15 protein-coding genes are annotated in these 14,115 nt (G+C 68.2%); 12 read left to right on the top strand and 3 right to left on the bottom strand.

Translation table 11 applies throughout. The features are described 5' to 3' along the window. Positions 1-207 precede the first annotated feature (207 nt). The 5 genes from rpsB to BW971_RS13310 all read left to right on the top strand — a co-directional run bounded on the left by rpsB (position 208) and on the right by BW971_RS13310 (position 4,530). Positions 208-1,077: a 30S ribosomal protein S2 gene (gene rpsB, locus BW971_RS13330; protein ID WP_076480376.1), complete on the top strand. Its 870-nt coding sequence runs from the start codon at positions 208-210 to the stop codon at positions 1,075-1,077. Positions 1,078-1,217: 140 nt separating this feature from the next. Further along, complete coding sequence (tsf, locus tag BW971_RS13325) at positions 1,218-2,042, top strand: translation elongation factor Ts (RefSeq protein WP_076480375.1); 825 nt, start codon at positions 1,218-1,220, stop codon at positions 2,040-2,042. Between the two features lie 145 nt (positions 2,043-2,187). Further along, positions 2,188-2,955, top strand: coding sequence for a UMP kinase (gene pyrH, locus BW971_RS13320; RefSeq protein WP_076480373.1), 768 nt, complete (start codon positions 2,188-2,190; stop codon positions 2,953-2,955). Positions 2,956-3,025: 70 nt separating this feature from the next. Beyond that, on the top strand, positions 3,026-3,583 hold the full coding sequence (frr, locus tag BW971_RS13315; RefSeq protein ID WP_076480371.1) for a ribosome recycling factor: 558 nt from the start codon (positions 3,026-3,028) through the stop codon (positions 3,581-3,583). A gap of 65 nt (positions 3,584-3,648) precedes the next feature. Then, positions 3,649-4,530, top strand: coding sequence for a phosphatidate cytidylyltransferase (locus BW971_RS13310; protein ID WP_083710027.1), 882 nt, complete (start codon positions 3,649-3,651; stop codon positions 4,528-4,530). On the opposite strand, the gene BW971_RS13305 is transcribed toward BW971_RS13310, so the two are convergent. Beyond that, entirely contained in the window at positions 4,460-5,431 is a 972-nt protein-coding gene (locus tag BW971_RS13305; protein ID WP_076480732.1) for a DMT family transporter, read from the bottom strand. The two genes, BW971_RS13310 and BW971_RS13305, sit on opposite strands and share 71 nt — an antisense overlap. Before the next feature lie 91 nt (positions 5,432-5,522). Between BW971_RS13305 and BW971_RS13300 the strand changes: the two genes are divergently transcribed. Next, positions 5,523-6,422, top strand: a complete 900-nt coding sequence (locus tag BW971_RS13300; protein WP_076480369.1) for a LysR family transcriptional regulator — start codon at positions 5,523-5,525, stop codon at positions 6,420-6,422. On the opposite strand, the gene BW971_RS13295 is transcribed toward BW971_RS13300, so the two are convergent. Beyond that, the gene (locus BW971_RS13295; protein ID WP_076480367.1) at positions 6,406-6,759 is read right to left on the bottom strand and encodes a LapA family protein; all 354 of its coding nucleotides are present in this window, start codon (positions 6,757-6,759) and stop codon (positions 6,406-6,408) included. The two genes, BW971_RS13300 and BW971_RS13295, sit on opposite strands and share 17 nt — an antisense overlap. A gap of 132 nt (positions 6,760-6,891) precedes the next feature. On the opposite strand from BW971_RS13295, the gene rlmN reads away from it, so the two are divergent. Further along, the gene (gene rlmN / locus BW971_RS13290) at positions 6,892-8,076 is read left to right on the top strand and encodes a dual-specificity RNA methyltransferase RlmN (protein ID WP_076480364.1); all 1,185 of its coding nucleotides are present in this window, start codon (positions 6,892-6,894) and stop codon (positions 8,074-8,076) included. Between the two features lie 19 nt (positions 8,077-8,095). Here the strand turns inward: rlmN and BW971_RS13285 are convergent, their stop codons facing one another. Continuing rightward, a complete protein-coding gene (locus BW971_RS13285) occupies positions 8,096-8,386 on the bottom strand; it encodes a DUF2631 domain-containing protein (protein WP_076480362.1) in 291 nt (96 codons plus the stop codon). A gap of 127 nt (positions 8,387-8,513) precedes the next feature. Between BW971_RS13285 and puuE the strand changes: the two genes are divergently transcribed. The 5 genes from puuE to BW971_RS13260 are packed head-to-tail and all read left to right on the top strand — an operon-like array spanning position 8,514 to position 14,026. Next, positions 8,514-9,548: an allantoinase PuuE gene (gene puuE / locus BW971_RS13280; protein WP_083709962.1), complete on the top strand. Its 1,035-nt coding sequence runs from the start codon at positions 8,514-8,516 to the stop codon at positions 9,546-9,548. Next, positions 9,545-10,711: a 1-deoxy-D-xylulose-5-phosphate reductoisomerase gene (gene dxr / locus BW971_RS13275; RefSeq protein ID WP_076480360.1), complete on the top strand. Its 1,167-nt coding sequence runs from the start codon at positions 9,545-9,547 to the stop codon at positions 10,709-10,711. The genes puuE and dxr overlap by 4 nt, the downstream gene beginning before the upstream one ends. Positions 10,712-10,741: 30 nt before the next feature. Then, a complete protein-coding gene (locus tag BW971_RS13270) occupies positions 10,742-11,956 on the top strand; it encodes a M50 family metallopeptidase (RefSeq protein ID WP_076480358.1) in 1,215 nt (404 codons plus the stop codon). A 51-nt stretch (positions 11,957-12,007) separates the two neighbouring features. Beyond that, positions 12,008-13,150, top strand: a complete 1,143-nt coding sequence (gene ispG, locus BW971_RS13265) for a flavodoxin-dependent (E)-4-hydroxy-3-methylbut-2-enyl-diphosphate synthase (protein WP_076480356.1) — start codon at positions 12,008-12,010, stop codon at positions 13,148-13,150. A gap of 39 nt (positions 13,151-13,189) precedes the next feature. Continuing rightward, positions 13,190-14,026, top strand: coding sequence for a GNAT family N-acetyltransferase (locus tag BW971_RS13260; RefSeq protein WP_076480354.1), 837 nt, complete (start codon positions 13,190-13,192; stop codon positions 14,024-14,026). Positions 14,027-14,115: the final 89 nt, after the last annotated feature.

Genomic DNA, 14,115 nt, shown 5'->3' with positions numbered 1-14,115 from the left:
CGAGCGGTCGGCGTAGACTCGTCAACGCATTTCACCCGCCGGGTGGAGTGACTTCGCACGTCTGCGAGCGGATCGCATCGTCATCGGTGCACCACGATCCGACCGTGTGGGCGGTCCCGGCCGGTCCGGGTTCCATCACGGTGTCAGGCGTCAGGGTCGGCGACCACACGGACGTCGACATCAACTGCACAACAAAAGGAAGTACTCATGGCTGTCGTGACCATGAAGCAGCTGCTCGACAGCGGCGCTCATTTCGGTCATCAGACCCGTCGCTGGAACCCGAAGATGAAGCGGTTCATCTTCACCGACCGCAACGGCATCTACATCATCGACCTGCAGCAGACGCTGACCTACATCGACAAGGCGTTCGAGTTCGTCAAGGAGACCGTCGCCCACGGCGGCACCATCCTGTTCGTCGGCACCAAGAAGCAGGCCCAGGAGTCCATCGCCGCGGAGGCGACCCGGGTCGGGATGCCGTACGTGAACCAGCGCTGGCTCGGTGGCATGCTCACCAACTTCTCGACCGTCCACAAGCGCCTGCAGCGCCTGAAGGAACTCGAGACCATGGAGCAGACCGGTGGGTTCGAGGGACGCACCAAGAAGGAAATCCTCATGCTCACGCGTGAGATGACCAAGCTCGACCGGACCCTCGGTGGTATCCGAGACATGTCCAAGGTGCCATCCGCAATTTGGGTTGTGGACACCAACAAGGAGCACATTGCTGTCGGTGAGGCACGCAAGCTCAACATCCCGGTCATCGCGATCCTGGACACCAACTGCGATCCCGATCAGGTCGACTACCCGATCCCGGGTAACGACGACGCGATCCGCAGCGCCGCGCTGCTGACCCATGTGGTCGCCGCAGCCGTCGCCGAGGGTGTGCAGGCCCGCGCGGGCCAGAACGCCGCCGGTGACACCAAGCCGGAGGCCGGCGGCGGTGAGCCGCTTGCCGAGTGGGAGCAAGAGCTGCTGACCGAGGCCGCGGCCCCGGCCGCCGCTGCGGAGGCCCCGGCCGCTGCCGAGGCAGCCACGGTCCCGCCGGCCAGTGGCGCGGAGGAAACCGCACCGCAGGCCTGATCACCGGGTTCGACGGTTCGCACGATCGCCTCGGACCGGCGCGTTCTGCGCTGGTCCGAGGAGCGCGTCCCGAGCTCATCCGTGCCCACCGACAACTCACCGATCCCATTCACACCTTGAATCGAGGAGGGTCGCCGACGATGGCGAACTACACCGCAGCCGATGTGAAGCGTCTCCGCGAGCTCACCGGCTCTGGAATGCTGGACTGCAAGAACGCGCTGGTCAACAGCGACGGCGACTTCGACAAGGCCGTCGAGGAACTGCGCATCAAGGGCGCCAAGGACGTGGGCAAGCGCGCCGAGCGCTCCACGGCCGAGGGTCTGGTCGCGGCCCGCGACGGTGTCATGATCGAGCTCAACTCCGAGACCGACTTCGTCGCCAAGAACGCCGAATTCCAGGAGCTGGCCGACAAGATCGTCGGCGCCGCCCTGGAGGCCAAGACGTCGGACCTCGACGCCCTGAACGCCGCCGCCCTCGACGGCGGGACCGTCGCCGACGCCGTGCAGTCGCTGAGCGCGAAGATCGGCGAGAAGCTGGAGTTGCGACGGGTGGTGTACTACGACGGCCCGGTGGCCCACTACTTGCACAAGCGCGCCTCCGACCTGCCGCCCGCGGTGGGTGTCCTGGTGCAGTACACCGGTGACGGTGCCGGGGCCGCCGAGGCCGCACACGGTGCCGCCATGCAGGTGGCCGCGCTGCGCGCCCGCTACGTCACCCGCGCCGAGGTGCCTGCCGACATCGTCGACAACGAGCGCCGCATCGCCGAGCAGACGGCCAAGGAAGAGGGCAAGCCGGAGCAGGCACTGCCGAAGATCGTCGAGGGTCGCGTCACCGGCTTCTACAAGGACGTCGTGCTCGTCGATCAGCCGTCGGTGCAGGACAACAAGAAGTCCGTCCAGAAGATCCTGGACGAGGCCGGCGTCACCGTGGCGGCCTTCAGCCGATTCGAGGTCGGTCAGGCCTGATCTGCCGTTCGTTTCTCGCGATCCCGGTACGACCCTCCAGGTCGTACCGGGATTCGCGTCTGCAGTGCATAAGATTGACCGGACCGGTCGCCCTCGGCGATCCGTGTCCCGCCGGACCGCGCCAACCGCCGATGAGGGAGATTCGATGACCGACAGTGTTGGAGCCGAGACCGGGGAGTCGACCGAAACCGCCGCGCAACCGTTTCGTCCCGGATTCGGTCGGGTGCTGCTGAAACTCGGTGGCGAGATGTTCGGTGGCGGTCAGGTGGGTCTCGATCCCGACGTCGTCTCCACCGTTGCCGACCAGATCGCCGAGGTGGTCGAATCCGGCGTGCAGGTCGCGGTGGTCATCGGCGGTGGCAACTACTTCCGCGGCGCGGAGCTGCAACAACGCGGTCTCGAACGCTCCCGGTCGGACTACATGGGCATGCTCGGCACGGTGATGAACTGCCTGGCCCTACAGGATTTCCTGGAGAAACGCGGTATCGCCACCCGGGTGCAGACCGCGATCACCATGGGTCAGGTGGCCGAGCCCTATCTCCCGCTGCGCGCCCGGCGTCATCTCGAGAAGGGTCGCGTGGTCATCTTCGGTGCCGGCATGGGGCTGCCGTACTTCTCCACCGACACCACCGCGGCCCAGCGCGCGCTGGAGATCGGCGCCGAGGTCGTGCTGATGGCGAAGGCGGTCGACGGGGTGTACTCCGACGATCCGCGGACCAATCCCGAGGCGGTGCTGTACCGCGAGATCACCCATCGCGACGTGCTCGAACAGGACCTCAAGGTGGCCGACGCCACCGCGTTCAGTCTCTGTATGGACAACAAGATGCCGATGTTGGTCTTCAACCTGCTGCAGGAGGGCAACATCGCCCGTGCGGTGGCGGGTGAGAAGATCGGGACACTGGTGTCGACCTGAACCGACCAGGGGGTCGATCAACCCAACCGGGGTTCAGGAACAGGCACAACGAGGAGACGGAGGCAGGGCCGTGATCGACGAAGCGATGTTCGACGCCGAGGAGCGTATGGAGAAGGCGGTCACGGTGGCCCGTGACGACCTCGGGTCCATCCGTACCGGCCGGGCCAACGCGGGCATGTTCAACCGGATCGCCATCGACTACTACGGCGCGATGACACCCATCACCCAGCTGTCGTCGATCAACACTCCCGAGGCGCGGTTGGTGGTGATCAAGCCCTACGAGACCTCGCAACTGGGGAACATCGAGACGGCGATCCGCAACTCCGACCTCGGTGTCAACCCCACCAACGACGGCAACATCATCCGCGTCGCGGTGCCGCAGCTCACCGAGGAACGACGTCGGGAACTGGTCAAACAGGCCAAGGCGAAGGGTGAGGACGCCAAGATCTCGATCCGGAACGTGCGCCGCAAGGCTCTCGACGAGCTCAAGCGCATCCAGCGCGACGGTGAGGCCGGCGAGGACGAGGTGACCCGTGCCGAGAAGGAACTCGACAAGACCACCGCCGGATATGTCGGCCAGATCGACGAACTCGTCAAGCACAAGGAAGAGGACCTTCTCGAGGTCTGAGTGCGGTGACCGTGGCGCCCGGCGGAGCCGGGATCGGGAAGTGTACTGAGGAGAAGAAGGCGGTAGTGGCAGCAGAGGACGAGGTGGCTCCGGCAGCGGTCGATGCCCCCGACGGGCCGGCGCCCGCGAAGTCGCGGGCCGGGCGCAACCTTCCCGCTGCGATCGCAGTCGGGGCGTCGTTGGGCATCCTGGTCATCCTGGTCGTCGTCTTCGTCCCCAAGCTCTGGTACGTGGTGGTCGCGGTCTCGTTCGCCGTCGCCACCTGGGAGGTCAGCAAGCGGCTGCGCGACGGCGGCAGGCACGTCGCACTGGTCCCACTGCTGGTCGGCGGTCAGGCCGTCATCTGGTCCGGCTGGCCGTGGGGGACCACCGGCATCCTGGTCGCGTTCGTCACCACGGTGTTGGTGATGATGATCTGGAAACTGTTGTCGCAGGGTCGCAGCGCGGCGCCGATCAACTATCTGCAGGATCTCGCCGCGTCGGTGCTGGTGCTCGCCTGGCTGCCGTTGTTGGCGGCCTTCGGCACGTTGATGGTGCTGCAACCGCACGGCTCGGCCCGGGTGCTGACCCTGATGATCGTGGTGGTCTGCTCGGACGTGGGGGGCTACGCGGCGGGCGTGTTGTTCGGCAAGCACCCGATGGTGCCCGCCATCTCGCCGAAGAAGTCGTGGGAGGGGATGGCCGGCTCACTGGTGTTCGGCACCGTCGGAGCCGTACTCATCGTCCATTATCTCGTCGACGCGGCATGGTGGGTCGGCGCCGTGCTCGGGCCGGTGCTGGTCATCTGCGGGACCCTCGGCGATCTGGTGGAGTCGCAGATCAAGCGCGACCTGAAGATCAAGGACATGGGGACGTTGCTCCCGGGACACGGCGGAATCATGGATCGGCTCGATTCGCTGCTGCCGTCGGCGTTCGTGGTCTGGGCGGTGCTGAGCGCTCTGCTCTGACCGACAGGCGTCGTGCCACCGTGGTCCGCACCGGGACGCGCGCCGCCCCCGCGCCGCGGCGGGCGACCAACAGTGCCGATGCCCCCAGCGCCAGGCCTGCGTACACCCCGACGTCGGGCCGCTGCCCGAGCATCACCCACGACAGCAGAGCCGACACCGACGGGATGACGGTGAACAACATGGACGCCGACGCCGCGCCCACCATGGTGACCGCCCGCAGGTACAACGTGGTGCACAGCGCCGACGAGAACAGCACCATCAGCGGGATCACCCATGCCGCGCGTACCGGGTCGGTCACCGACTGGGGGATGGCCAGCGCCATCACCGCGGTCGGGACCGTTGCGATCCCCAGTTGCACCGCATTCGACGCCATCGCGTCGATGTGCGAGCAGAACCGCTGCTGATAGACCCCGCCCACCGCGAGTCCCAGCAGGCCCAGCAGCGTGAGCGCCACCCCGGCGTCCAACGGGCCGACCTGGGCGAGCCGCTGCGCACACGCGGCCACCACCGCCAGTACACCGAGCCCGATGGCGACCACCGACCGTCGGGTCAGCCGCACGCCCAGCAACGGACGGGCCAGCATCGTCGTCGCCACCGGGTTCAACGCGATGACCAGCGCCGCGATCACCGACGGCACACCCATCTGCAGTCCGAGATACACCGCGCCGAATTGCACGGCCTGGGCCAGCAACCCGGCCACGCAGACGTGTGCGAGGTCGCGACCGCGGGGTAGCGCGACCCGTCGCGCGACCACGATCGCCCCGACCACCGCCGCCGACAGGGCGAAGCGGAACGTCAGCAGGAGCATCGGCGACATGGCGGTCAGTCCGAGGGCGCCGAGGGGGTACCCGAATGCCCACAAGACCACGATCGCGGCGGCCAGCCCGAGGGGGATACGCATGTTCCGATCCTCACGGCAGAAACCCCGCACGGTCCAACAATGATCACTGATCGTGATTGATCAGCTGTACTGATCGGAATAGGATGGCGCCATGAGCCCGACGTTGGACATCACCCCGCTGCGCAGTCTGGTTGCGGTGGCCACCTACGGCGGGTTCCATCGTGCCGCGGTGGCGCTCCACCTGACGCAATCCGCGGTGAGCCAACACGTCCGGCGCCTGGAGTCCGAGACCGGCGCCGCGTTGGTGGAGAGGGTCGGCCGCGTCAGCCGGTTCACCGACGCCGGCGACGTGCTGCTCGGTGAGGCGCGCATCATTCTCGCCGCCCACGACCGTGCGGTGGAGCGGATGCAGGTGCCCGTCCCGCGCACCATCACGGTGGCCACCACCGAGCACGCGGCCGACCGCGTGGTTCCGGCCCTGGCGGCCTTGTTACGCGCGCGACTGCCCGAGGAGACGGTGCGGTTCCGGCTGGACCGTTCGGATCGGGTGGCCGCCGCGCACGCCAACGGCGACGCCGACGTCGCGATCTACCTCGACGGTGTCGACGACCGGCCACCACCCGACGAACGGGCCGGCGCCGACGCGGTGCGGATCCCGGTGGTCTGGCTGGGCGCCACCGACTTCACGCTCGACGACGAGCCGTTACCGGTGGCGCTGTTCGACGCCCCCTGTGCGCTGCGGGAGCCCATCGTCGACGTCCTGCGCCAGGCGGACCGTGACCACCAGGTGGTCTGCGAGACACCCGATCTCGCCGGACTGCAATCGGTGGTGCGCGCAGGGGTCGCGGTCACCATGCTGCCCGTCGTCGACGGCGTTCCGGAGGGGCTCCGGATGATTGGCGCCCTGCCCGTGCCGCCGCCGTTCGTCCTCCGGGTGAAGGTGGCAGAGCGGCTTCCCGCCGACACCCGCGAGGCGGTGCTCGCCGCGGTCGCCGACATCGCCGAACAATCATCGACTGGACGGCGGGCCCGGGTCAGAGCTGTTTCTTGACCGCGCGACGAAGCTGGAAGATCCGGGCCGTACCGATGATCCCGGCGATCAGGGCGCCGGCGATGGCGGCGATCAACAGGCTCACGCCCAGCGGCAGCGTCACATCCCAGAAGAAGAGGTGGATTGGCGTCTTGTCGAGGTTCTGCACGATGAACACGAGCAGCAGGATGACGATGACCGCCACCACGAACAGGCCCGTCCAGACGGCTCGGGTCCGGGTGTGTCTGACCTCGGCAAGGGGTGAGGTCTGCTTGTGCTGATCCTCGGGGCGTGGGGTGACGGGGGCCGATTCGGCCGGTTCGAACTCGTGCTGCGCGCCCCGATCATGACTGGTCATGAACTCATGATCGCGCGTGCGGCGCCGTGAGAACAGTCGACAGGCGGGATCGAGCGGGTTCTGTGACCGTGGTCGCGGTGCGATTGCGACCGAGGATTGGATTTGCGTCCCGAAGTGCGAGAACGTGGACCCATGCCCGGTCCCGCAATCCCGCTGGTGTTCGACGCGCCCAAACGCGGTAAGCCGCCGACCCATCTGGCCGATCTCGACGCCGCAGGCCGGGTGGACGCGGTGCAGCGCCTGGGGCTGCCGAAGTTCCGGGCCGATCAACTCGCCCGGCAGTACTACGGCAGGTTGAACGCGGACCCGCACCAGATGACCGAATTACCCGTCGGGTTGCGCGGCGCGGTCGCCGACCAGCTGTTCCCGCCGCTGATGACGGTGGTGCGCACCATCTCCTGCGATGACGGCGCGACGCGCAAGACGCTGTGGAAGCTGCATGACGGCACATTGTTGGAGTCGGTGCTGATGCGGTACGGCACCGGTACCCGAACGACCACCGACCTGGCGGCCGAGACCGACGAGGAACAGGACGGACTCGGCGCGGTTCGGCAACGCAACACCCTGTGCGTGTCCAGTCAGGCGGGCTGCGGGATGGCCTGCCCGTTCTGCGCGACCGGGCAGGGCGGCCTGGACCGCAACCTGTCCACCGCCGAGATCGTCGACCAGGTACGCGCCGCGGCCGCGGCCCTCCGCGACGGTGACCTCGGAGAACCGGGCCGACTGTCGAATGTGGTGTTCATGGGCATGGGCGAGCCGCTGGCCAACTACCGGCGGGTGATCGACGCGGTTCGCAAGATCACCGCACCGGCACCGGAGGGGTTCGGCATCTCGCAGCGATCGGTGACCGTGTCGACGGTGGGTCTGGCCCCGGCGATCCGCAGACTCGCCGACGAGGGCATGTCGGTGACGCTGGCGGTGTCGCTGCACTGTCCCGACGACGAACTGCGCGACACCCTGGTCCCGGTCAACAACCGGTGGTCTGTGCGCGAGGTGCTCGACGCCGCGCGGTATTACGCCGACATCACCGGTCGGCGGGTGTCCATCGAGTACGCGCTGATCCGCGACGTGAACGACCAACCGTGGCGGGCGGAGCTGCTCGGTACGACACTGCGCAAGGCGTTGGGCAACCTGGTGCACGTGAACCTGATCCCGCTCAACCCCACCCCCGGGTCGGAATGGGATGCCAGCCCGAAACCCGTCGAACGCGAATTCGTGCGTCGCGTGCAGGCGCAGGGTGTCGCGTGCACGGTGCGCGACACCCGAGGTCAGGAGATCGCCGCGGCCTGCGGCCAACTCGCCGCCGAGGAACGCTGAGGCGATCGGACCGCCGCGTTCAGTTCTTCCAGCTGCCGTTCTTCCACTTGCCGCGATGGGTGATCCAGTCGCGCAGCAGGATGAGACCGAGGACCACCGCGAAGCCGATGAGGTAGAGGTCCTCGACGTGACCCTTCTGGTTGCCGATGATCATGAACAACAAAGCGGCCAGCGAGACCACGGCGGCGATCCGCATGGTCTTCCTGCCCTCGCCGTGCCAGCCGAACCGGGCCGACGGAGCGTCGGTGGGCTCGTGACGCCACTCGACGGCCTGCCCGTGGGATGCGTGTTCGACCTCGTTGCTTGCCACGTCGGTACTCCCTGATCGTTGGGCTGATCCGCCACCCGGCCGCTCGGGCGGGTTCGCGGTGGTGCGTATGCGATGAGCATATCGCCGACCGGCCGGCAGTCTGCGACCGGCAGATGCCGATGAGAGGATGGACGGCGTGTCGATGTCGCGCTACCGCAACGAGGCCTACCCCCGGGACCTGATCGGTTACGGTCCGCGGCCCCCGCACCCGCACTGGCCGGGTGGGGCCAACATCGCGCTGCAGTTCGTCCTCAACTACGAGGAGGGCGCGGAGAACAACGTCCTCGAGGGGGATCGGGGTAGCGAGACCTTTCTCTCCGAGATGGTCGGTGCACAGTCGTTCCCGAACCGGCACATGAGCATGGAGTCGCTCTACGAGTACGGATCGAGGGCCGGGTTGTGGCGGGTACTCGGCGTCTTCGGCCGTCGCCGACTGCCGTTGACGATCTTCGCGGTGGCCCAGGCGATGGCCCGCAACCCCGAGGCGGTGGCGGCCTTCGTCGAACGCGGAGACGAGATCGCCGCACACGGTCTGCGCTGGTTGAACTATCAGCTGATCAACCCGGTGATCGAGCGGGCTCACATGGCCGAGGCCGTCGACATCCTCACCGAACTGGCCGGCGTCGCACCCCTCGGTTGGTACACCGGACGCGATTCCCCGAACACCCGGCGGCTGGTGGTCGAGCACGGTGGGTTCGTCTACGACTCCGACAGCTACGCCGACGACCTGCCCTACTGGGTGCGGGTCCCCGCGGGGGGCGGTCAACCCGCCGACCCGGCCGACGCGACCGTCGAGCACCTGGTGGTGCCGTACACCCTGGACACCAACGACATGCGCTTCGCGTCACCGGGCGGCTTCCCGTCGGGGGAGCAGTTCTTCGCGCATCTGCGCGACGCCTTCGACACCCTCTACACCGAGGGTGAACGCGGTGCGCCGAAGATGCTCTCGGTCGGTCTGCACTGCCGGATCGTCGGGCGTCCGGCACGCATCGCGGCCCTCGAACGCTTTCTCGACCACGTGCAATCGCATGACAAGGTCTGGATCACCCGGCGCATCGACATCGCCCGACACTGGCAGCAGACACACCCGCCCGACGCGGGGAACGTCTGGTCACCCGGGCGTGACGCCTCCGACCACCCGCCGGGCAGTATGAAGCGGTGAGCACCCGCGTCCTGATCCTCGGCAGCACCGGTTCGATCGGAACCCAGGCGTTGGAGGTGATCGCCGCCCACCCCGATCGGTTCACGGTGGTCGGTCTCGGCGCGGGCGGCGCCCAGGCGGACCTGTTGGTACGGCAGGCCGCGGCGCACGGGATACCCGCCGCGTCGATCGGCGTCGCCGACGCGACGGCCGCCGGGGTGGTCGCCGATGCGCTCGACGGCGGGCCGGTCCTCAGCGGCCCCGACGCGATGACCGCGCTCGTGGAGACCGTCGACGCCGACGTCGTCCTCAACGCGGTGGTGGGGTCGCTGGGACTCGCGCCGACGTTGGCGACCCTGCGGTCGGGCGCCCGACTGGCGCTGGCCAACAAGGAGTCGCTGGTCGCAGGTGGCGAGCTTGTCCTCGCCGCCGCGGCGCCCGGACAGATCGTGCCGGTCGACTCCGAACACTCGGCGATCGCGCAATGCCTGCGCGGTGGCTCGGCCGCCGAGGTCGATCGTCTGGTGCTCACCGCCTCTGGGGGACCGTTCCGCGGTTTCACCGCCGCACAACTGGAGTCGGTGACCCCGGAGCAGGCCGGCAGGCACCCCACCTGGTCGATGGGACCGGTGATCACCCTCAACTCGGCCACCCTGGTCAACAAGGCACTCGAGGTGATCGAGGCGCATCTGCTCTTCGGCGTCGACTACGACCACATCGACGTCACCGTGCACCCGCAGTCGATCGTGCACTCGATGGTCACCTTCGTCGACGGGGCGACCATCGCCAAGGCGTCGCCACCGTCGATGAAGTTGCCCATCGCGCTGGCACTGGGCTGGCCCGACAGGGTGCCCGGAGCGTCGTCCGCGTGCGACTTCCGCGCGGCCTCGACGTGGACCTTCGAACCCGTCGACGACGCGGTCTTCCCGGCCATCGAACTCGCCAGGGACGCCGGCACCCGGGGCGGCTGCCTCACCGCGGTGTACAACGCCGCCAACGAGGCCGCCGCGGAGGCCTTCTTCGCCCGGAGGATCACCTTTCCGCGGATCACCGGGATCATCGCCGAGGTACTCGCCGCCGCAGACCAGTGGTCCGGCTCGCCCGGTACCGTGGAGGAGGTGTTCGCCGCCGACGCGTGGGCGCGAACACGCGCGCGTGCGCTGGTGGCGCGGGTCGGGGTCTGAACAGCCGGGTGAGAGAGGTCTGAGGCAACCGTGGTCTTCGTGGTGGGCGTGGTGCTGTTCGCGCTCGGGTTGCTGGCGTCGATCGCCTGGCACGAGTGCGGACACATGTGGGCCGCCCAGCGCACCGGGATGTGGGTACGCCGCTACTTCGTCGGATTCGGCCCCAAGGTCTGGTCCGTCCGTAGGGGTGAGACCGAATACGGCCTGAAGCTGATCCCGCTCGGCGGATTCTGCGACATCGCGGGGATGACCACCTACGACGAGGTGCCGCCGGCCAAGGCGTCCCGCGCGATGTACCGGCAGAAGGCGTGGAAACGGCTGTTCGTGATGGTCGCCGGCCCGGTGCAGAACTTCATTCTCGGATTCGCGCTCATCTGGGTGCTGGCCGTGGCCTGGGGATTGCCCGATCTCAACCAGCCGCCGACTCCCGCGACAGTCGACAAGACGCAGTGCGTGTCGGCGACCGTCGGCGCAGACGGTCGGATGGGTCCCTGTAGCGGCGCCGGTCCGGCCGCCACCGCCGGTCTACGACCGGGGGACGAGATCGTCGCCGCCGACGGCACCCCGGTGAGCAAGGCGGCCGACCTCACCCCGATCATCAAGAAGAGCACGGGGCCGGTGACGCTCACCGTCCGCCACGACGGTACGACGCGCACCGTGACCATCACCCCGCAGCCGGTCACCGTCACCACCGACGACAACGGCACCAGCACCACCGAGACCGTGAGGATGATCGGGATCGCCTACCCGGAGCCGCCGGGCCCGACGCAGTACAACCCGCTCACCGCGATCCCCGGTGCCGTGGTGTTCACCGGTGACCTGTTGCACAAGACCTGGGACTCGTTGCTCTCGCTGCCGTCCAAGGTGTCGGATCTGTGGACCGCGGTGACCGGCGGCCCCCGCGCCCAGGACACCCCGGTCAGTGTCTACGGCGCATCCGTCATCGGCGGGGAGGCCGCCGACACCAGCAACTGGCCGATGTTCATCTTCTTGTTGGCCAGCATCAACTTCTTCCTCGGTCTCTTCAACCTCGTGCCGCTATTACCCTTGGATGGTGGGCACATGGCCCTGATCGGGTACGAGAAGGGACGCGACGCGGTGCGCCGGTGGCGAGGCCGTGCGGCGGGCGGACCGGTGGACTACATGAAGCTGATGCCTGCCACCTACGTGGTGTTGGCGGTCATGGGTACGTACATGGCCCTCACCCTGACCGCCGACATCGTCAACCCGATCAAACTGTTCTGAGAACGCCGAACGAAAGAGATGTGACCAGTGAGCACAGCAGTCGGGCTGGGAATGCCTGCCGGACCGGCACCCGTGTTGGCACCGCGACGCACGACCCGCCAGATCCGCGTGGGCTCGGTCGGGGTGGGTAGCGATCACCCCATCTCCGTGCAGTCGATGACCACAACCAAGACCCACGACATCAACGCCACGTTGCAGCAGATCGCCGAGCTCACGGCCTCCGGCTGTGACATCGTCCGGGTGGCCTGCCCGCGCCAGGAGGACGCCGACGCGCTACCCGCGATCGCCAGGAAGAGTCAGATCCCGGTCATCGCCGACATCCACTTCCAGCCGCGCTACATCTTCGCGGCCATCGACGCCGGGTGCGCCGCGGTCCGGGTCAATCCCGGCAACATCAAGGAGTTCGACGGCCGGGTCAAAGAGGTCGCCCAGGCGGCGGGCGCGGCGGGCATCCCCATCCGGATCGGCGTCAACGCCGGGTCGCTCGACCCCCGGCTGCTGCAGAAGTACGGCAAGGCCACCCCCGAGGCGCTCGTCGAGTCGGCGCTGTGGGAGGCCGGACTGTTCGAGGAACACGGGTTCGGCGACATCAAGATCTCGGTCAAGCACAACGACCCGGTGGTCATGGTCGAGGCCTACCGCCAGCTCGCCGCCCAGTGTGACTACCCCCTGCACCTCGGTGTCACCGAGGCCGGACCCGCTTTCCAGGGCACCATCAAGTCCGCGGTGGCCTTCGGGTCGTTGCTCGCCGACGGCATCGGCGACACCATCCGGGTGTCGCTGTCGGCCCCTCCGGCCGAGGAGGTCAAGGTCGGCAGTCAGATCCTGCAGTCGCTGAACCTCCGCCCCCGGAAGCTGGAGATCGTCTCCTGCCCGTCGTGTGGACGTGCGCAGGTGGACGTGTACAAACTCGCCGACGAGGTGACCGCGGGGCTCGAGGGTATGGAGGTCCCGCTGCGGGTTGCCGTGATGGGTTGCGTGGTCAACGGGCCCGGTGAGGCCCGTGAAGCCGACCTCGGTGTCGCCTCGGGGAACGGTCGTGGGCAGATCTTCGTCAAGGGTGAGGTCATCAAGACGGTCCCCGAAGCGCAGATCGTGGAGACACTGATCGAAGAAGCGCTGCGCATCGCGGAGGAATCGGGGGACACTGAGGGGGAGACCACCCCCGGTTCGCCCGTCGTCACCGTCGGGTAGTCCGACAAGCCGACAGGACCGACGCGAGGGAGCGCCACCGTGCTGAAGTTGCTGGGCGACCGCCCCCTCGGGGCACGCGACAGCGAAGCCGTGGCGCGGGCGCTCGACCTCGACCCCGTCGCCATGTGCATGGTGGCCGCGCGCTTCGAGGAACACGGACTGACCCCGCGTCTGCTCGGCGGTGAGATGTGGAGCAACGGTGACCCGGCCGCGGCGCTCTGCTTCTCCGGCGCCAATCTCATCCCGATGCTCGGCGGTCCGCGTGACATCGACGCCTTCGTCGAACGTGCGGTCCGGGCGGCTCGGATCTGTTCGTCGATCGTCGGCCGGTCGGATCTGGTGTTGCCGTTCTGGGAGCAGGCGAGCGACCACTGGGGCCCGGCCCGCGAGATCCGCGATCACCAACCGTTGCTGGCCATGTCGGGTGACCCCGCGTGCGCTCCCGACGAACGGGTCCGGCGGGTGGGCCTCGACGACCTCGACGCCTACCTGCCCGCGGCCATCGACATGTTCGTCAACGAGGTGGGCGTGGACCCCTGCGGCACCGACGGTGGACGGTCCTACCGACGCCGGATCACCTCCCTCATCGCCGCCGGGCGCGCCTACGCCCGGTTCGACCGCGGTGAGGTGGTCTTCAAGGCCGAGGTCGGGTCGATGTCGCGTCGAGTCGGTCAGATCCAGGGCGTCTGGGTGGCCCCGCACCGCCGCGGCGAGGGGCTCGGTGCGGCAGGTACCGCTGCTGTGGTCCGTTCGGTGGTCGCACGGGGGCGCATCGCGAGCCTGTACGTGAACGGGTTCAACGACCCGGCCCGCGGCGCCTACCGACGCGTCGGGTTCGCGGAGGTCGGGACCTTCGCCACCATCCTCGTCGACTGAGTCGCCGAGCCCTGTCGCGGATCCCACCGGATCCGGCGAAACCACTGCGTGGCAAACCGATCAGCACCGTGCGCGCTCGTAGACTCTGC

Source organism: Williamsia sterculiae, from assembly GCF_900156495.1.
Lineage (GTDB): Bacteria > Actinomycetota > Actinomycetes > Mycobacteriales > Mycobacteriaceae > Williamsia_B > Williamsia_B sterculiae.
Note: the sequence above shows the minus strand (reverse complement) of the source record. Positions and strands in the feature narration are given on the sequence as shown.